Source organism: Geitlerinema sp. PCC 7407 (assembly GCF_000317045.1).
In the GTDB taxonomy this organism is placed as follows: Bacteria; Cyanobacteriota; Cyanobacteriia; order PCC-7407; family PCC-7407; genus PCC-7407.
This window is the reverse complement of record NC_019703.1, coordinates 3,853,757-3,871,667: the sequence shown is the minus strand read 5'-3', so window position 1 is coordinate 3,871,667 and position 17,911 is coordinate 3,853,757. Positions and strand designations below refer to the sequence as shown.

At 62.6% G+C, this 17,911-nt stretch carries 18 protein-coding genes; 5 read left to right on the top strand and 13 right to left on the bottom strand.

The window, feature by feature from the left end; genetic code table 11:
• Window positions 1-93 precede the first annotated feature (93 nt).
• The 8 genes from GEI7407_RS15690 to GEI7407_RS15655 form a co-directional block, all read right to left on the bottom strand.
• A complete protein-coding gene (locus GEI7407_RS15690; protein ID WP_015173185.1) occupies window positions 94-954 on the bottom strand; it encodes a DUF6816 family protein in 861 nt (286 codons plus the stop codon).
• Window positions 955-1,013: 59 nt separating this feature from the next.
• A complete protein-coding gene (locus GEI7407_RS15685; protein WP_015173184.1) occupies window positions 1,014-3,173 on the bottom strand; it encodes a tyrosine-protein kinase domain-containing protein in 2,160 nt (719 codons plus the stop codon).
• A 104-nt stretch (window positions 3,174-3,277) separates the two neighbouring features.
• Window positions 3,278-4,567 carry a polysaccharide biosynthesis/export family protein gene (locus GEI7407_RS15680; RefSeq protein WP_015173183.1) on the bottom strand — a complete coding sequence of 430 codons (1,290 nt, stop codon included), beginning with the start codon at window positions 4,565-4,567 and terminating at the stop codon, window positions 3,278-3,280.
• A gap of 218 nt (window positions 4,568-4,785) precedes the next feature.
• The gene (locus tag GEI7407_RS15675; RefSeq protein ID WP_015173182.1) at window positions 4,786-5,520 is read right to left on the bottom strand and encodes a cyanoexosortase B system-associated protein; all 735 of its coding nucleotides are present in this window, start codon (window positions 5,518-5,520) and stop codon (window positions 4,786-4,788) included.
• The gene (gene crtB, locus GEI7407_RS15670; protein WP_015173181.1) at window positions 5,517-6,422 is read right to left on the bottom strand and encodes a cyanoexosortase B; all 906 of its coding nucleotides are present in this window, start codon (window positions 6,420-6,422) and stop codon (window positions 5,517-5,519) included. Before crtB ends, GEI7407_RS15675 begins: the two co-directional genes overlap by 4 nt.
• Before the next feature lie 12 nt (window positions 6,423-6,434).
• A complete protein-coding gene (locus tag GEI7407_RS15665) occupies window positions 6,435-7,601 on the bottom strand; it encodes a DegT/DnrJ/EryC1/StrS aminotransferase family protein (RefSeq protein WP_015173180.1) in 1,167 nt (388 codons plus the stop codon).
• Window positions 7,602-7,943: 342 nt separating this feature from the next.
• A complete protein-coding gene (locus tag GEI7407_RS15660) occupies window positions 7,944-8,534 on the bottom strand; it encodes a hypothetical protein (protein WP_015173179.1) in 591 nt (196 codons plus the stop codon).
• A gap of 242 nt (window positions 8,535-8,776) precedes the next feature.
• Entirely contained in the window at window positions 8,777-9,808 is a 1,032-nt protein-coding gene (locus tag GEI7407_RS15655; RefSeq protein ID WP_041269137.1) for a zinc-binding dehydrogenase, read from the bottom strand.
• 117 nt (window positions 9,809-9,925) lie between these two features.
• Here GEI7407_RS15655 and psb28 point away from each other — a divergent pair, with 117 nt between their 5' ends.
• Both psb28 and GEI7407_RS15645 read left to right on the top strand, forming a co-directional pair.
• Entirely contained in the window at window positions 9,926-10,264 is a 339-nt protein-coding gene (psb28, locus tag GEI7407_RS15650; protein WP_190274209.1) for a photosystem II reaction center protein Psb28, read from the top strand.
• Window positions 10,265-10,382: 118 nt separating this feature from the next.
• A complete protein-coding gene (locus GEI7407_RS15645; RefSeq protein WP_015173176.1) occupies window positions 10,383-10,886 on the top strand; it encodes a molybdenum cofactor biosynthesis protein B in 504 nt (167 codons plus the stop codon).
• Between the two features lie 6 nt (window positions 10,887-10,892).
• Here GEI7407_RS15645 and GEI7407_RS15640 read toward each other — a convergent pair whose 3' ends face one another.
• The 3 genes from GEI7407_RS15640 to GEI7407_RS15630 all read right to left on the bottom strand — a co-directional run bounded on the left by GEI7407_RS15640 (window position 10,893) and on the right by GEI7407_RS15630 (window position 12,904).
• Window positions 10,893-11,324, bottom strand: coding sequence for an NUDIX hydrolase (locus GEI7407_RS15640; protein WP_015173175.1), 432 nt, complete (start codon window positions 11,322-11,324; stop codon window positions 10,893-10,895).
• Window positions 11,325-11,387: 63 nt separating this feature from the next.
• Window positions 11,388-11,837, bottom strand: coding sequence for a DUF3531 family protein (locus tag GEI7407_RS15635; RefSeq protein ID WP_015173174.1), 450 nt, complete (start codon window positions 11,835-11,837; stop codon window positions 11,388-11,390).
• Between the two features lie 140 nt (window positions 11,838-11,977).
• On the bottom strand, window positions 11,978-12,904 hold the full coding sequence (locus tag GEI7407_RS15630; RefSeq protein ID WP_015173173.1) for a Sll0314/Alr1548 family TPR repeat-containing protein: 927 nt from the start codon (window positions 12,902-12,904) through the stop codon (window positions 11,978-11,980).
• 285 nt (window positions 12,905-13,189) lie between these two features.
• Between GEI7407_RS15630 and GEI7407_RS15625 the strand changes: the two genes are divergently transcribed.
• The 3 genes from GEI7407_RS15625 (at window position 13,190) to GEI7407_RS15615 (ending at window position 15,703) form a co-directional block, all read left to right on the top strand.
• Window positions 13,190-13,873, top strand: a complete 684-nt coding sequence (locus GEI7407_RS15625) for an ABC transporter ATP-binding protein (RefSeq protein ID WP_015173172.1) — start codon at window positions 13,190-13,192, stop codon at window positions 13,871-13,873.
• Entirely contained in the window at window positions 13,870-14,637 is a 768-nt protein-coding gene (gene rsmG, locus GEI7407_RS15620; RefSeq protein WP_015173171.1) for a 16S rRNA (guanine(527)-N(7))-methyltransferase RsmG, read from the top strand. The genes GEI7407_RS15625 and rsmG overlap by 4 nt, the downstream gene beginning before the upstream one ends.
• Window positions 14,638-14,734: 97 nt before the next feature.
• A complete protein-coding gene (locus GEI7407_RS15615) occupies window positions 14,735-15,703 on the top strand; it encodes a lysylphosphatidylglycerol synthase transmembrane domain-containing protein (RefSeq protein WP_015173170.1) in 969 nt (322 codons plus the stop codon).
• Window positions 15,704-15,707: 4 nt separating this feature from the next.
• Here the strand turns inward: GEI7407_RS15615 and GEI7407_RS15610 are convergent, their stop codons facing one another.
• Together GEI7407_RS15610 and rpiA are read right to left on the bottom strand one after the other, a co-directional pair.
• Window positions 15,708-16,889 carry an aldo/keto reductase gene (locus GEI7407_RS15610; protein WP_015173169.1) on the bottom strand — a complete coding sequence of 394 codons (1,182 nt, stop codon included), beginning with the start codon at window positions 16,887-16,889 and terminating at the stop codon, window positions 15,708-15,710.
• Window positions 16,890-17,065: 176 nt separating this feature from the next.
• Window positions 17,066-17,773, bottom strand: a complete 708-nt coding sequence (gene rpiA, locus GEI7407_RS15605) for a ribose-5-phosphate isomerase RpiA (protein ID WP_015173168.1) — start codon at window positions 17,771-17,773, stop codon at window positions 17,066-17,068.
• Between the last annotated feature and the right edge of the window lie 138 nt (window positions 17,774-17,911).

Below are 17,911 nucleotides of genomic sequence, written 5' to 3'. Positions count from 1 at the left end.
GAAAGGCCGAGGGACGTTTATCAGGGTGCATCTAGAACCCCATATTCACGCTGGGGGACGGCTCCTCTGGAAAATCTGGAAAGGTAGCCAGATTTAAGGGACGCGATCGCCCACGGGCTGAAAGACGAGACGGTACCGATAGAGAGCGACGGGGCGATCGCCCGCCTCAAAGAACTGGGGATCCTGGGGCGAAAGATAGATCGCCGTGACTTGGTCGGCCTCGATGGGCGGGGTGTCTGGTCCCGGCGGATCGGCGTGACGGTAGGCCGTGGTGGTTTCGACCTCGTTGAAATAAAGCTGACCGGCAGTGCCAAAGCGCTGCTGGAAAATTTCGGTGGTGACGAAGGTGTCTGGATCGGGCGCTTCGGTGGCGCGGCGGCTGACGATGGACACCAGCTGGCGATCGCCAGCTAGACGAGTAATTTGGCGGTTAGGGTTCTCGGGATCTACGAGGACGGCGCGGGCCGCATCTCCGAGATAGGCGCGGGCCAGACTCAGCCCATTGAAGGCGCGATCGGCCACGATGATCGGCTCTGGGGTGCGGGTGGGCCAGGGCGATCGCGCGGCCTGAGCTTCGCCGAAGCGTACCCGAAACGTAATGGGCTGACCCAGCTGCTGCCGGTTGCCCTCAAAGCCCGGCGTGGTGATTTTGGGAGCGAGGGGGGCCGCTAGGTCCACCAGGGTGGTCGTGACGTCCCAGTCTCCGGCAATCCAGGCGGGGTAGCCCAGGTCGCCCACGGCGGCCTCGGTGGGGGGCTTGCTGCGCCAGTCTGGAAAGGCGGCCAGGCGATCGCTCAAAGGTCCGGCCCAGCTCGGCGCTGCCCACAGCCAGGCGATCGCGAGCCAAACCAGGCTCCAGACCATCTGCTGGTACCGGCGGCTTTTTGGGGGGGCGATCGCCTGGACCTCCTGTCCCCGTGTCTCCAGCCTCTGTTTTTTGCCTTTGCGCTCCATCACCCTCAACGCCCAGCAACGCTTTTCCTACCTTACAGGCAGGGGCGCGACTGTGCGGCCTAGCTTCGGGGCGCGGACCCCACCTCTTCGCGATCGCTGTGAGCCTCCAAGTCCTCCAAGGGCATCGCCTCTTCGTCCTCTGGCGGCAGGTCATGGGTCGGCAGCGGCAGCGTCACCGCCACATCCGCCCCCGCAATCACGCCGCCCAGGAGATTGAGATCGGATTCGACAAACTCATCAATGGCGGCTCCCATCAAGCTGTCCTGGGTATAGCCCGGACGCGTCACCAGCACGATGCCATCGGTAAAGGGCTCCAGCAGCAGGGCGTCGTTGCAGCGGCTGAGGGAGGGCGTGTCAATGACCACGAGGTCGAAGCGGCCCCGCACATCGTCGATCAGGCGGCGCATCTCGCTGGACTCCAGGATGGCCGCGGCCTGGCGCTGGGGACCGGGGCTGGGAATAACGTAGAGATTTTCTACCTCGGGGACCAGGCGAATGCAGTCGCCGATCTGGCCGTAGTAGCGCAGGGGCTCGATGGTGCTGTCTGGATCGGGAGCCACCTTGAGGGCCTTGGCCTCCGAGGGCGATCGCAGGTCCGCTTCAATAATCAGGGTGCGCTTGCCAGCGTGGGCGGAGGCGATCGCCAGGTTGTAGGCCGTGACGGTTTTGCCCTCACCATCGAGGGCGCTGGTAAATAGGACCAGCTTGGCCGGCGTCTCGCCCGCCCGCCGCAGGTTGCTGCGAAAGCGCTCATAAAACTCCAGATAGGGCGAGTCGAGGGCGATCGCCACCGGCAGCATGTCTGGCTCCTCGGCCTCCAGCAGCGGCAAAATGCCCAGCACCGTCACGTCGCGCTGGCGCAGCGCCTCGCGCACCTCCTCCAGGGTGTAGAAGCGGCCCTCCAGCACATTGAGCAAGAAAATCACGCCGCCCCCCACCAAGATGCCCACCACGCCCCCGATGAGCAGGGTAATCAGCGGATTGGATTCTGAGCGGTTTTCATTGGTGATCCGGGCGGGGCTAGCAATGCTCAGACTGCCCACCGCCTCCGCCTGGGCTGCCTGGGTATCGACGAGCTTCGCCTGAATCTGGTCATAGAGCGTGCGCTTCAGGGCCACCTGCTGCTCGAGGCGAGCCCGCTCTAGCTGCTTGTTGGGAATATTTTCTAGCTCCCGGCGGTACTGCTCCTCGAGGCCCCGGCTGGTAATCAGCTGCTGCTGGAGCGCCTCTCGCTCGCTTTGCAGCCCCACCAGCTGATTGGCCAGGGACTGGCGCGCCGGATCCAGGCTGCTGCTCTGGCGAATCTGGTCTCCAGCGGCCAGGGGAGCGGCTTGGCCATTGCCTGAAATCACCTCCAAGGCGCGATCGCGCAGCACCGCCTCGTAGGCCTCCCGCTGCTGCTGGAGCGCCACCATCTGGGGGTGCTCGGGGCGCAGGCTTTGGCCCAGCAGCTGCATCTGGGCTTCCGCCTGGTACAGCTTGGCCCGAGCATCCGCGATGATCGGGTCGGCGCTCAGGGCCGAAGAGGCGTAGGCCTGGTCCGGAGTCAGGCCCAGTTTGCCCTGGAGGTTGTTGATGCGGGCCTCCACGGCGTTGAGATTGATCTGGATTTGCTGCTGCTGCGATCGCATTCCCGTGATGTACTCCACCAAGGAGCCGCTTTGGGCCGCCAGCAGGGCCGGACCTTCCCGCCGGTCGTACTCCTGGAGCCGGTCCTCAGCCTCCCGCAGCTCCTGGGTCACCGACGGTAGCCGCCGATTGATCTCCTCCAAAATCGATCGCTGCCGCGCCGAATTCAGCATGCGGCTTTGCTCCACCATCCCCTCCATGAGCCGGTCGACCACCAGCGTGCTGCGCTGGGGATTGCCGTCGACATAGCGCAAGGTGAGGACATTGTCTTCTCGCTTGATCCGCACCGTCTTGGCGAGCTGAAGCGGCGACAAATCCAGCCGCTCCGCAATCACGCTGACGAGGCTGTCCGACAGCAGCACCTCCTCCGGAATCATCTGCGCCTGCTGCTGAATCTCAGTCCCCGTTTGCGAAAAGGTCACCGGCGGGGGGCTATAGACCAGCTTGCCCGACGCCTCATAGGTCGGCGGATCCGATGGCTGGAGCGCCACTGCCCCCGAAATGCCCACCACCACGACAAATCCCGCTAGTCCCAGCCACTTGTAACGGTCGAGAGCGATCAAATAGCGCTTAACAAAGGGGGGCGTCATGGTCGTGAATGTCCTCGGAGTTAGCGCGGTGGAGCCCAGCCAGTGGGCTTGGTGCCGCTGTATCGTCCATCAAAGCAAAAAGTGACGGTTGCTCAAGCAATTTGTCAATTATCATCATTGCCTGCGGGGCCGAAGAGGCTGCTTGCACTATTTTGCAGCTCGTCGAAGAAAAGCAAAAAGCCCAGGACATCTCTAAAGGGCTGGGTGAAGGTTCCTAGGGCGTAGGTGATGCGGGCGACCAGATTTCGACCGACGACGATCACGTCATTCTCCTGGAGCGGCACATTTTGGGAAATGTCGCCTGCCAGGGCCTTGCGCGCGTCCAGGGTGCGAGTAATTGCCTTGCCTTGCTCAGGGTCAAACCGCACTAGGGCGATTTTGCGCAGGTTGGCGTTGTCGGGGTTGGGGCCGATTGCCCCTAGGGCGTCGAGGAAGGTGCTGCCGTTGGGGAGGGTCAGGTTGCCGACGGCGCCGCCCCTAGGTCCAGCGTAGCTCAGGACTCGAATGCTGATCTGCTGCTTGGCCAGGGTCGATCGCGCCACCAAGAAGCGATCGTAGGTTTCGTCCTTACCCCCTTCGAGCTCGGGTACAAAGACCGAGTCGCCATCTTCTAAGCGCAGATCGGGCAGCGCGCTGCCGTCCTTGAGCGCGCTAAAGAGATCAATTTTTTGTTCAATGATCGAGCCGTCGACGAGGGTGCGACGAATAGCCACCTCCCGCAGGTCAGCGTTGGTCATGCTGCCGCCGGCCTGGAGCAGGGCCACTGAGACTCGGGGCACCGGCAGCGGATAGAAGCCGGGTTTGGCGACGGCGCCCAGGACCGTGACCTGGACGGGGCGCTGGGCCAGCAGGGCCACGGAAACCTGAGGCTCGATGATGTAGCGATCGAGGCTTTGGCGGATCAGGGCTTCGGCTTCGCCCAGGGTCAGTCCCTCCAGGGGGATCGCGTTCACCAGGGGCATGACGATGTTGCCCTCGGGGTTGATGGTGGTTTGCAGGCTCAGATCGGGAAACTGCTGGACGCTGACGGCGATCGCGTCTCCGGGACCGAGGCGATAGCGCTTGAATTTAATGGTTGGATCAGCATTGGGGCCGTCTAGGAGATCGGGCGGGGCGAAGCTGCCTGGATTGGTGGGCACCAGGAAGTTGTCTAGGGCACCGGAGGACGGATTGACCAGGCGATCGCCCGGATTGGGCGTCGTGGGCACGCCAGGAACGCTCAGGGTCGGATCGGGGGCCAACACCGGCACAGATTGGGCCTGGGCCCGGCCGGGCAGGGCGATCTGGAGGCCCCAGAGCAGGGCGGTCCCGGAGGAGGCGATCGCCCAGGAATAGAGGCTAGCAAGGGAGGCGGCCGCCAAGCGGCGAGCGGGGGCAAGCGGTGCAGGGGGCATAGCAAACGAAGGCGTCACAGCCAAAAACAAGAGGACTCGTGAAGGCCAAGGGCGATCGCACCCATCAACCTACCAGGGGGGAATCCTCGGCGTCCACTGGGAGCGACCGGGATATCGCGAAAACCTCAGCGGGACAGCTAGGGCAGAGCTCAGCCCTCCCCCAAGGAGCCAAAACTGAAGCGAGGCATGGGGAGATCTTATTTCTCTTTTCCAGCGCCTCAGCGCCTCGATCCGGAGGCCAGCGGTCCCGCCATTAGCTGAGCCTGGACCTGCTCGGCGAGGGCTTGGGCTGAGGCTTTGGACGGTTCCAGATCGGCCAAAGGTTCCATCGGCAAAAGCAGATTCACGGCGACCCAGCCCTGGCGGCGGGCCGCCGCTGGCGCCCCAAAGTCTCCCCGCAGCTGCGCGGCACGATCGGCCCAAAACCAGTGACTGACCTCAGGATGACCACCAGTAGGCCAGGCGTACCACTGCACCACTGCGTAGGTTTGCTGCTGGGTCCAGCCCCGAAAGATCCTCGCCGTGACGGCGGCCTGGGCCCCCGTGGTCGGCTCGGTGACGGTGAACTTGAGCCGGCCAAAGGAATCGGTTTGCCACTGGTAGGCGCCATTGATGTCGGTCCACTCCACCTGAGGTTTGGCGTCTTTGTCCATTTGGGGCAGCAGCATCAGCACCGCCGACGCTTCGCCCCGCTGGAGCACCTGAACCGACCACTTGCCGTCCCCTAGCTGGACCACCTGCTGCTCCACGCTCTGCCAGCCTGGCAGGGTGAGCCCGCTGCCGCGCAGCCCCTGCAACTGCCTTTGGGTGGGCACGCTGGGGACGCTCTGCCAGGACCAGCGCCCCTGGAGATAGCCCGAGGCTGTACCCACCACAGCCAGGGTCGCGAAAAAAGCCAGCATGGCCACTTTGGAGCCCTGGAAGCGCTGCCAAGAGGCCTGGAGAGACTTCATGGTGCGTTGTCTCCAGGGAGGGCTCCAGCCGTCTCTGGGGCGGGCTCTGGCCAGTAGCGCTCGATCACCTGCAAAAGCACAACAATCGCCCCCAGCATCAGAGTGGAGTACACATCACCGCCCCAGCCTTCGTGGAGCCAGTGAAAAGCCCCGTCTTGGCCTGTGCCGTGGAAGTAAGTCAGGAGCGTGTTGCGAATAATGTTGGCGGTGACGCTAATGGCGATCGCGCCGCTGAGCAGGGCGATCGTGTGGCGGCGAGAGGCGATCGCCCCGGTCCAGTACAGCAGCATCAGCCCGACGTACAGACTGGTAAACAGCATCTTCAGCCCGGCGCAGTAGGGGGCCACCTCCACAATCCGGCCCCCCACATAGAGATAAATCTCCCGCACCGTCACATCCAGCCCCATCTGAATCAAAATGAACCCCGCCGTCCCCGCGATGAAGGTTTGTAGGGGCAGCGTGTAAGGGGCTAGCAGATACGGCACGTCATTGGGCGTGGCCAGCAGCACGAGCAGCAGCGGAAACCACTGCAGCCGCAGGCCCGGCACTCCCTTGAGCCACAGGCAGATCCCCGCCAGCAGCACCGGCAGCGAAAGATTCACCAGGTCCGTGATCGAGCTGAGGTAAAAGGCGGCCCCCAGCCCCAGGAGCGCCGCCCCCAGGGGATGAGCGCGATCGCGCAGCTGGCCCCACGCCGCCCGCTGACTCCAGGCAATGTAGGCCGCGAAGGGCAGGCCAATCAGACCGTGACTAAAGTACTCGTGCTCAATGCCGATGGATTTGTTGAGCCAGCCGTCCACCCAGTGCCACAGCAGCGGAGCGTAGAGGGCCGTCAGGAGCGCGACCAGGCCCGCCCCCCAGAGAGGACCGTCACTGATCGGCAGTTTGCGCGCGATTCCCATGGTTTAAGTGGTTTAAGCAGGTATAACGGCAGGAGCATTGGCGGTCAAAAGCGCCTTGAGGCTGTCGACCACTAACTGAATTTGCCCAAATTCCAGGCCAGGATACATCGGTAGAGACACAATTTGCTCGCACAGGGCCTCCGCGCTGGGGAAGTCACCGGGATGATAGCCCAGTTTCTGGAAGGCGGGCTGCAAATGGCAGGGCAAGGGGTAGTGAATGCCGGTTAGGATGCCCAGCTGCTCGAGGCCGGTCTGGATCGCGGCGCGATCGAGGGAGCAAGCGGCGTCAACCTTCAGAACGTACAGGTGATAGACGTGGCCTGGGCCGCTGTCGTTTCGCATGGGCACGATGCCGTAGTCTTGCAGCGGGGCCAGCAGCTGATCGTAGTGCTGAGCTGCCTGGTTTCGGCTTTGATTCCAAGAGTGCAGGTGGGGCAGCTTGACTTGCAGCACTGCGGCCTGGAGCGTGTCAAGGCGGCTATTGGTGCCGTAGTCCGTATGGTAGTACTTGCGAGGGGCGCCGTAGTTGCGCAGCGATCGCAGGGTTTGGGCCACGCTGGCGTCCTGGGTTACCACCATGCCGCCGTCCCCAAAGGCCCCCAGATTTTTGCTGGGATAAAAGCTAAAGGCGGCCGCGATGCCGATAGATCCGGCGCGATAGCCTTCTCGCTCGGCTAGGTGCGCCTGGGCCGCATCTTCAAAAATCAAGACCTTGTGGGCTTGGGCAAAGTCCAAAAGCGATCGCGGAGACACCATCTGGCCGTAGAGGTGCACAGGCACAATGGCCCGCGTGTTGGGCGTGACGGCCCGCGCGGCGGCTTCCAGATCAATCAGAGCAGTGGCGCGATCGCAGTCCACCAGCACCGGCGTTGCCCCCGTGCGCATCACCCCGATCAGGGTAGCCACAAAGGTGTTGGCTGGAATCAAAACCTCGTCTCCCGGACCGATCCCGCAGGCCTGGAGCCCCAAGGCGATCGCATCGGTGCCGCAGCCGACGCCCACTCCGTAGCCGGTGCCGCAGGCCGCTGCAAAACTGGCCTCAAAATCGCTGACGGCCTGACCCAGGACGAAGTCGCCCCGCTGGACCACCGACTGGAGCGCAGCATCGAGCTCTGCCTGAATGGGGCCGTGCTGAAAGCTGAAATCAACAAACGGAACCTGAACGTTGGCGTAAGTCATGGCAGAGAGTCGCAAAGGCGGTGGATAGAGGCCGGGTCAATCCGTCAAAAGACCTACTCTAGTTATGGGCGACGAAGCGGTGTTTTCAGGGGGTGCTTCGGTGAAGAGTCTGTGAAAGCAGCCGCTGCCAGATGAACGGCCCTTGAATTTTCTGAGAGTAGGGTGGTCCTAGGGTACCCGAATTCCGCTTCAGCTCTCGCTTAGGGCATTTAGCCACGCTCAGGATCGGCGATCGCCCCTTGTCCGTACTCCCCCCATCCCCTAGGGCCTTGGAAGGGGACTGATGGGCCTCTTCGCCCCGGAAGTCTGAGAGGTCGGTGAGGGGCGATCGCCCCCAGATGCCTAGCGATTGCGCAGCTCCGTTTCCAGCTTGTCGAGGTCCTCGCGCAGAAACACCACCAGCTGCCCGGTATAGGACTGGCCCGTGCGCGCTGGCGCCGTTTCCACCCAGTACCCAAAGCGATCGCCCAGGCGCAGCTGGCCCTGGAGAGCTGCCTGGAGAGGCGTTTGGCGATTGCGAGCTTGGTCGACGGCCATGGGGCCGGGATAGCTGTAGACCACCTGCGCCCGCTCAAAGTCTTGATAAATATCGAGGCCGTAGATCGCCCGCAGGGACTCAGCGAGCCGCTCCTCGGTCACCCCGTTGATCATGTCAAACAGGGAAATGCGCTCGGTGCGCACGCGGCCCGAGTTGCCGATGGGAGACACCTTGCCGGGGGGCAGCACCGACGCCTGGAAGGTGAAGCGCTGGGCCGCCGTGTCGAATTTCCGGACGAGCAGGGTTTCGCCGCTGCTGGGGCGCAGGGTGGGGTTTCCCTGGATCCAGGCGGTGACCTCCTCGGTGAGCTGGCCCGGGAGCGCAGCGGCAGGACGGCTGCTGCTGAGCCAGAGAGCTCCCAAGCACCACATAGACCAGCGAAAGATGGGTTTCATTAGTGCTCCTCCTGTTGGGTTCGACCCCTTGGGGCAAGGATCACGGCGATCCGGGTGGGCTCAGGCAAACTTCGTGAGACGCCACGAGGTCCCCCGATCTCCGTGACGTGACGATTGCCGCAGGGAAAAGGGTCATTTAGATGCACTCAGTATGGGCGATCTGCCCCCCAAAACTATCAGGTTGTAGCCAATACAACACTGGCTGGGAGCGATACGGAGAGGGCTGGCGCGCCGACAGGCGTCTAGCGGCTGGGGGCGATCGCCACTTTGACCACCTCGCGCTGCTTCATGGCCTCAAACACCGCTGCCAGATCTTCGAGGGGCCGCTCCTCACTCACTAGTTTTTCGAAGGGAATCGTCCGGCTCGCCAACAGGGCCAGCGCCTCGCGCACATAGAAAGGCGTGTTGTGAAAAACGCCCTTGAGGGTGAGCTCGCTGTAGTGGAGCTGCTCGGTGTTGACGCTGATGGTGGTGTCGCGGGGGCAGCCGCCAAACAGGTTGATGGTGGCGCCGGGCCGGCCGCAGGCGATCGCTGTTTCCCAGACGCTGGGCACCCCCGTGGCCTCCACCACGATGTCCGCGCCCCAGCCCTCGGTCAGCTCCCGCACCAGGCCCGCAATGTCGGGCTGCTGATGGTAGTTGAAGGTGTGGGCCGCCCCAAAGGCTTGGCCGATGGCCAGACGGCGATCGCTGCCGCCAAAGAGCAGCACCTCCGCGCCCCGCTGCACCAGCGCCGCCACAAACATCAGCCCGATCGCCCCATCACCCAGCATCGCCACGCGATCGCCCGCCTTCACATTGGAGCGCGCGACCCCGTGCAGGACGCAGGCCAGGGGCTCCGTCATCGAGGCTAGCGCGTCCGGCAGGTCGTCCGGCGTCGGCAGCAGATTGTGCTGAACAATGGGAGCGGGAATCTTCAGATACTCGGCAAAAGTGCCGTTGTTGAACACCAGATCGGGGCACAGCGAGTACTCCTGCTTGCGGCAAAAGAAGCAGGTCATGCAGGGGGCGGAGTTGTTGGCAACCACGCGATCGCCCACTTGCCAGCCCGTGACTCCTGCCCCTAGGGCGACGATGCTTCCCGCCGCCTCATGGCCAAACAGGGTCGGCGGCTTCAGCATCCGGGCATGGCCTCCCCGCCGCCACACCTTGAGGTCAGTGCCGCAGGTGGTGGCAGCGCCCACCCGAATCACCACCTCACCCGGGCCTGGGGTGGGGTCTGCCACCGTTTCTAGGCGCAAATCTTCTTTCCCGTACAGTAAAGCTGCTAACACGTCCGTCTCTTCCTCAACTGCCGGCTGCAAAACGCCGTTTCTCGGCCCTTGCACCCTCTGAACAGCATATGATGGGAAAATAAGAAAAATTGCCAAATGTAAAAACAAACGCTCAGGATTATGGCTCAAATTCAATTTTCCCCAGGTGTGTCCGAAGCGGTGATCCCTGATGTGCGTCTGACGCGGGCTCGCGATGGTAGCAGCGGCACGGCGACCTTCTACTTCGAGCGCCCCCAGGCTCTCGTGGGTGAATCCAACGCAGAAATCACAGGCATGTATCTGGTGGATGAGGAAGGCCAGGTAATGACCCGCGAGGTGAAGGCGAAGTTTATCAATGGCCAGCCTGAAGCCCTAGAAGCGACCTACATCATGCGCTCCTCGGAGGAGTGGGATCGCTTTATGCGCTTCATGGAGCGCTACGCCGAAGAGCATGGCCTGGGCTTCAGCAAGTCCTAGGAGTGCGGGCTCTGGCCAGCACCCGCAAGATTCTTCCGTGAAAAAAGACCCAAACTGACAGCGGTTTCCCAGGGACTGGGGCCGCTGTTGTGCTGTATGGAGACAAGAGAGGGCAGCGATGGTGATTCCTCACCCCGATGGAGCAGCAAAGTCGGTAACCTATGCGGTGATCACCGTCAGCGATACGCGATCGCCCGAAACCGATCGCAGCGGACAGCTGATCCAGGAGCAGCTGGGAGCGGCGGGGCACACGCTGGCGGCGTATCACGTGCTCAAGGATGAGCCTGACTTGATTCGCCAGACGCTGGTGGCCCTGGGCGAGGACCCCAGCCTCGAAGCGGTGATCCTGAATGGCGGAACGGGCATTGCGCCGCGAGACACCACCTACGACGCGATCGCGGCGCTCCTGGACAAGACGCTGCCCGGCTTTGGGGAGCTGTTTCGGATGCTGAGCTACCCAGAGATCGGCTCGCGGGCCATGGCCTCACGGGCGATCGCCGGGGTCTATCGCGGCAAGCTGGTGTTTTCCCTGCCGGGGTCGAGCAACGCGGTGCGCCTCGCCCTGGAAAAGCTGATTTTGCCGGAGCTGGTGCACCTGGTCGGCCAGCTTCAGCAGCCCTGATGGGGGCTAGTCGATGTACTGGAGAAATCCCTCGGGGACAAGGCGCAGCTCTCCGGACCGGAAGCGCGCCAGCTCCACCCACAGGGCGTCTTTTTTGCGATCGCCCTCGGCAAAGGTGATCCGCCCCGCCTCGTAGAACTTGGGGTCCGCAAAGTCACAGCGGTAGAGCTGCAGCAGCTCGTGGCCCTGCTTGCCATTGAACTCAAAAATATTTTCCTGACAGCCCAGATACTCGATATTGGTGAGCTCGGCGCTGATCTCTTCCATAAATTCGCGCTGCAAGGCTTCGTAGCTGGTCTCCCCAAAGTCCACGCCGCCCCCGAGCGCCCGGTAAAAGGTGGAGTCCTTGACGGGGTCGTAGCCCTCGCCCACAAAAATGCGATCGCCCGATTGAATAATCCCCAGCGCCAAAACGCGAATCTGCTTCGATGTGCCCATGGTGGTGAAGGGTGAAAACGTGCAACGTCCAGAGAGTGCGCCTCGCGAGGGGCAAGGCGATCGCTAGTCTAAGGTGAAGGTGTCCAGTTCTTCGCGCCCCGGCACCGGCCAGTCGGCGTTTTCGCCGCCGACGATCAGCTCCTCGATCGCCACATAGTCTTGGCTGAGCTGCTTGAGGGAGTTGATCAGCACGTCCAGAGCGATCGCGTCGCTGGTGCCCAGATCAAACCAGCAGCGGCTCCACAGCCCCTCATACTCGAACGCGCCCATGTTGTGCATCAGCGCCATCATGGCCCCTTCGGCCCCTTCGCTGTCGTAGTCCATGTAGCTGATGTCGAGACCGGTGTCTTGGACCTGGAGGTTTTCGGCATTGAAGCCCCCGAGCTTGCCCAGGGTAAACCAAGCGTCGAAAACGGCCTCGACGTACTCCCGCTCAGCCTGGGCAGGAATGGTGCTAAACCGGAGCCAAATCCAGACATTGAAGGGATCGAATTCGCGGAACTGTACATCCATGGGCTGCGTGGCAAAATTGTCGGCTCAAACAACAATCAGGGGTAGGCAACCCCACCCCTGACCGATGAAAAATTTTGAATTCGCAATCAACGGGCGATCGCTGAATTCAGCATACCGCAGTCTTTTGCCGTTGCGCGCCGCTACTGATTGGCGATCGCCTGACACGATCGCTGGAGGTTTTTCACCCGGTTCTCGGCCCGGCACGCCTCCCACTTGATCTGCTTCACCACCGGCGGCAGCAGCTGCGCCTGCTTTTCCAGGGCTTTATTAAACCAGGCTAGGCTCTCGCCATCTTTGTCGCTGCGCACCAGGATTTGAGCCTTCAGGTAGTGCAGTTCCGGATTGTCCGGCGTCATTTCCAGGGCCTTTTCCACCGACTCCAGCGCCTCGGTTTGCTGGTCGAGGTCCCGCTGACCCAGAGCAATCCCGCGATAGGCCAGGTACTGCGGCCCCGCATACTTCTCCATACGCTCGATGGCTTCGCCAGGCTTGGCAAAAGGTAGGTACACCGCCACCATCAGGTCCATGTAGCCTTTGATCAGGTTCAGCTCTGGATCGTTTTCGTCGATCGCGGCTGCCTCGTCGAGGGCGTCAAACACCTGCTGGAGCTTGCTGAGGGCCTGGGGCGACCCCTTCACGGGCCCAGCGCCCGCCGGCGAGATCGCATAGGCCCCTTCCAAGAAGTGCCCCACCGCCACGTACAGGTTGCCCCGCAGGGGGTCGGTGGCCTTGAGCTTTTCGGCGATCTCCCGCGTATCGGTGGCGTAGCGCTTGAAGTTGTCCCAGTCGCTTTCCATGTAGGCTAGAGACGCCCGCAAGCTGTAGGGCAGAGGGTCGCTGGCCTCGGACTGGAGCGCTTTTTCGAGATAGGGCCTAGCGGCCACGTAGTCGCCCTGCCGGAAGACCGCATTAAATGCGGCCTCGGTCTGGTCGCCGATGGCGTGGGGATCGCTGGTGCGGAAGGGGTCCTTGGCGAAGGAGGGGGATGCCCAAAGGCCAGCGGCCATGACGGCAACGCTTGCCACGGCCAAGGTCAGGCGTTTGGGAGTTGCAAACCAATCCGTCATAGGAAGCCTCGAAGTAAGGTGTAAAGGGGAATACTGGACTGTGGCCAAAGCCGGGTACGCGGAGCCGAAAGCGGGGGATGTCTTGTCGTAACTGCTTGACGCGATCGCGCGGGGCAAGTTCCAGCGCTGGGTTCTGGCCCAGGGGACGCTGGGATGGCCAGCGGGTTTGCCACAATGGAAGCAAGTTGGCAGACCTGCGATCGGCACCCTTAGGGAGGCTAAAAGCACTTCTAAGCGGGGCCTGCTTCTATCGTGTATTTATCTCGCTGTGGCGTTGCGTAGCTGATGCTTTATCTTAAAAATCTTGTGTATCATCCACCGGCAGCGCCCACTGCCATCTTGAAGTCGATCAATCTGGAGCTAGCGCCGCAGCAATTGGGTTTGGTGGTGGGGCCGAGCGGGTCAGGCAAGAGCACGCTGCTGGAGATTCTCTCGGGTCTGGCCGAAAAAACGGGGGGCCAGATGTGCTGGCGGGAGCAAGAGCTGACGTCGCTGCACTTGCAGCAGCTGGGCGGCTTGGTGTTTCAGTTTCCGGAGCGGCACTTTTGCGGGGGCACGATCCTCGAGGAGCTGCGCCTGGGCCACCCGGAGATTCGCAGCGAACAGATTCACCAGGCTTTGGCAGAGGTGGGGCTCGATCACTTGCCGCTGAGCGCGTCGCCCCAGGCCCTCAGCGGGGGCCAGCAGCGCCGCTTGGCCCTGGCTGTGCAGCTGATCCGCCAGCCCCATCTGCTGCTGCTGGATGAGCCGACGGCGGGCCTGGACTGGTCCATGCGGCGGCAGCTGGTGAATTTGTTGGCCAAGCTCAAGCAGCACTGGAGTTTGCTGGTGGTGACCCATGATGCGGGGGATTTGGCGGCGATCGCCGATCGCTGCTGGACCCTCAACCATGGCGAGTTGGTGGCCGTTGAGCCCGCGACTTTCAGCCAGTCCGCTTCTGTCCAATCCACGTCGTTTACTGCGCTATGACTTTGAGTTCTTCGTCTGCGGGCACCCTCCCGACCCAGCTAGAGATTTGGCAAAAAACGCTGTCCTGGCAGCCGACTGAGGATCAGCTAGCCCAGTTTCAGCGGCTCTACGAGCACATCCTAGAGGCCAATCAGCAGCTCAACTTGACCCGGATTACGGAGCCGCTGGAGTTTTGGGAAAAGCATCTGTGGGACTCGCTGGCGGGGATCGCGTCGATGCTGCGCCTGGAGGCGCTGGCGGAGGAGACGGCGCTGCAGCCGATGCAGGGCATTGATATTGGTACGGGGGCGGGGTTTCCGGGGGTGCCAGTGGCGATCGCCCGTCCCCACTGGACAGTCACCCTGACCGACTCCACCCGCAAGAAAATCACCTACCTCGAGAAGCTGACGGCGGACCTAGGCCTGATGAATACTCGCACTGTGGTGGGCCGCGCTGAGACCCTGGGCCAAGAGAAACAACACCGCGATCGCTACGATTTGGCGATGATCCGGGCGGTGGGACCGGCCTCGGTCTGCGCAGAATACACCCTGCCCCTCCTGCGAGTGGGGGGCCTAGCGGTGCTCTACCGGGGCCAGTGGAGCGAAGAAGATACCAAGGCCCTCGAGCCCGCGGTCGAAACCCTGGGCGGTGAGGTGGCCTCGGTGGAGTCTTGGGCGACGCCCCTGACCGGGGGCGTGCGCAACTGCCTGTACCTGCGCAAAGTGGGGCCGACGCCGCGGGAGTTTCCGCGGCTGCCGGGCGTGCCGACCCAGCGTCCTTTGTAGGGACGCACAAACAAGCTAGATGCGGGGGCTTGACTTCTAGGCGATCGCTCTAGACGCTAGGAAGACTGGCTCTCTTTTGCCCTAGCCGCTGTGTTCTATGCCCAAACTCTCTGAACTGCTTAGTGCTGGCCGTCCCTGGCTGCGAGGAATGCTCGGCTTGGGAATTGGCGCTTTGTTTTTCTGGCTGTCGCTGCGCCAAACGAGCTGGCGCGAAGTGCAGGAAATTTTGGCGCAGACCAAGGGCAGCTGGCTGCTGGGGGCGATCGCCCTCTATGGGCTGGACTTGCTGGTGCGGGTGGTGCGCTGGCGACAAATCATGTCCTCCATCAAGCAGCTGTCGCTGCGGTCTGTGGGACTGGCCCTGATTGTGGGTTATGCCATGAACAGCATTTTGCCAGCTCGACTAGGGGAGCTGTTTCGGGCCAATTTTGCGGGGCAGCGCTACCAGATGTCGCGAACGGCGATCGCCGGTTCCATTGTCCTGGAGCGAGTCCTCGATGGTTTGGTGGTCGTTCTATGTCTGCTGCTGGGGCGTTTCTTTGCACCGGGTCAGCCTGTACTGAACCAGTTGACCATCGCGGGCTCGCTGCTGTTTGGGGTGCTCTTTTTGGGGTTGTGGTTGCTGAGCCGGGGCCGCGGCGAGAGCTTTCGCTTTCAGCTACCGCCCCCGGTCGTGCAGCGCCTCGAGCAGTTTCGCCGAGGCATTGGCAGCTTGCGCGGCCCCCTGTTTCGCCAAGCGGTCCTGCTGTCAGCGGTGATTTGGCTTTTGGAGGGGGCGGTGCTGTGGGCCGTGCTCCAGGCGGTGGATGTCGCCCTGAACTGGCAGCAAATGCTGCTGCTGGTGGGGGTGGTGAGCCTGAGCACCCTGTTGCCCTCTGCTCCTGGTTTTGTGGGGACTTACCAGTACGCCTACGTTTTGACCCTGGAGCTGTTTGATTATCCACCGGCTCAGGGCATTGCGGCGGCGACGGCAACCCAGATTTTCTTGATGGGCGGTGTGACCCTGATCGGGCTTGGCCTGTATCTGGGCGCTCGCTGGGGGCGGCTAGGGGTGGCGCAGGGCTAGGGGCCTAGGCCTGGGAGAGACGCTGGACGGCGGCACCCCCGAGCAGGCGATCGGCTTCAGCCAGGATGCCAGGAATCTCGGCGGCGAAGGGACTGTTGCGCAGACACGCGCGCAGATCGAGGTCGGCGACGCGCTTGGCCTGCTGGCCCGCGAACCAGTGACCGCCGTTGCCCAGCAGGTTGTAGCGCATTTTGCCGTACTCCACCATGTCGTAGGCGATTGCCAGATTGCGCAGCCACAGGATCGCGGGAATGTTCACGTTGCCCGGCGTTTCCTCGGGGCGCGGCAGACCGACTTGCCAGCGCTGGACCCAGTCGCGCCCAAGGGCTTGGACCATGGCGTCTTCGAGGCGGGCCAGGATGGGCGGCAGGATTTCCTGAGCCCGATCGAGCAGGGCGAGGGTCTTGAGGTGCTCGTCAAAGTCGCTGGGCCGTGCCGCCCCGATGCTGAGGGTGTGGATCTGCGGATGGCTGAGGCAAAACAGGTCATTAAAGACCATCGGGCTGAGGGGGGCGCACAGGTCCACGAGTTTTTGGGGCGGTTCGTAGAGCTGGCCGCCTTTGTTGGAGGGGCTGATAATGAAAACGCCCATGTCGCGCTGGGTGGCGGCTTGGACGGCGGGCCAGTTGATCTGGTTGATGTAGTACCAGTGGAGATTGACGTAGTCGAAGGCGTCGCTGGCGATCGCCCGCAGAATGATATCCCGGGGCGCGTGGGTCGAAAACCCGATAAAGCGCACCTTCCCCTGGGCCTGGAGGCGCTGTGCCACCTCCAGACAGCCGCCGGGGCGCAGCGCCTGGTTGAGCAGCTCCTCGTTGTTGACGCCGTGGATGCTCAGAAGGTCGACATAGTCGAGGCCGAGCAGGGACAGCGATCGCTCGCAGGTTTCCCGAAAGGCGATCGCGCTTTCGTCCGGCGACACTTTGGTTTGGACGATCAAGCGATCGCGCTCCAGCTTCGGCAAAATGCGGCCGAGCTGCATCTCAGAGGTGCCGTAGCCCCGTGCGGTTTCGATGTGGTTGATGCCTACCTCAAGCGATCGCCGGATCGTCGCCTCGAGGTTTTGCTGGTTGGCGGCCGGGATCTCGCTCATCGGCCGGTCTTTCCAGGAATGCTGGTAACGCATGCCGCCACAGGAGAACACGGGCATTTGCAGCTCAGTTCGCCCAAATCGTCGATATTGCATCATTTCGTAGGGTTTCGGGTTCAAGGCACGAAGCACCTTCTCAATGTAGCGAAATCGCGGCTTTTGGACGGGCGATCGCCCCGGCTGGCCCTGCGATCTGCGCCCAAAACCAAACGCGATCGCCCTTGAAACCAGGGGCGATCGCGCTCATGCCGCAAATACGGTTGTTCTCGGTCCTAGACTTCCCGCACCACCGGCTGACCGTCTTGAATGTCGCCCACCAGCACCACGTCGGCCAGACCCACAAACAGGCCATTGTCCAGGACGCCGGGGATATTGTTGATCGTCTTTTCCAGCGCCTCTGGGTCGTCGATGCTGTCGAACTTCACGTCAACGATCAGATTGCCCTGGTCGCTGACCACCGGACCGGCTTTCTTGACGCCCATCCGCAGCTGGGGCTTGCCGCCCAGCTTCTCGAGCATCCGCATCACCGGCGTCACTGCCATGGGCAGCACTTCCACCGGCAGCAGGAAGGTCGAGCCCAGCTTGTCCACCAGCTTGCCGCTGTCCACCACCACCACGAACTGCACCGCCAGCGCGTCCACGATCTTTTCGCGGGTGTGGGCTGCGCCGCCGCCCTTGATCAGGTTGCGCTGGGGGTCCACTTCGTCAGCGCCGTCGATGGCGATATCAATGCGATCGACTTCGTCCAGCGTCGTCAGGGGAATGCCGTATTCCTTGGCGAGTACCGTTGCCTGGAAGGATGTCGGGATACCTTTAATGTCTTTGAGGTCACCCGACTTGAGGCGATCGCCGATCGCCTGAATGGCGTAGGCCGTGGTCGATCCGGTGCCTAGGCCCACGATGCTCCCCGACTGCACCCGCGCCGCCGCTGCCTCGCCGACCTTCTGCTTCATCACCTTGATGGGGTCTTCTGCGGTCATGACACAATCCTCTATTCACCAACTGAGCACGTCGCCAAGTCTAAGATCAAGATGGCAGCAACTGATTTGATGGACTGACCCTAGCGTCTCCCTCAGCTCCGCTGCCCGGAGAGCGCCCCGCCCAGCAAGCCTCTCAAC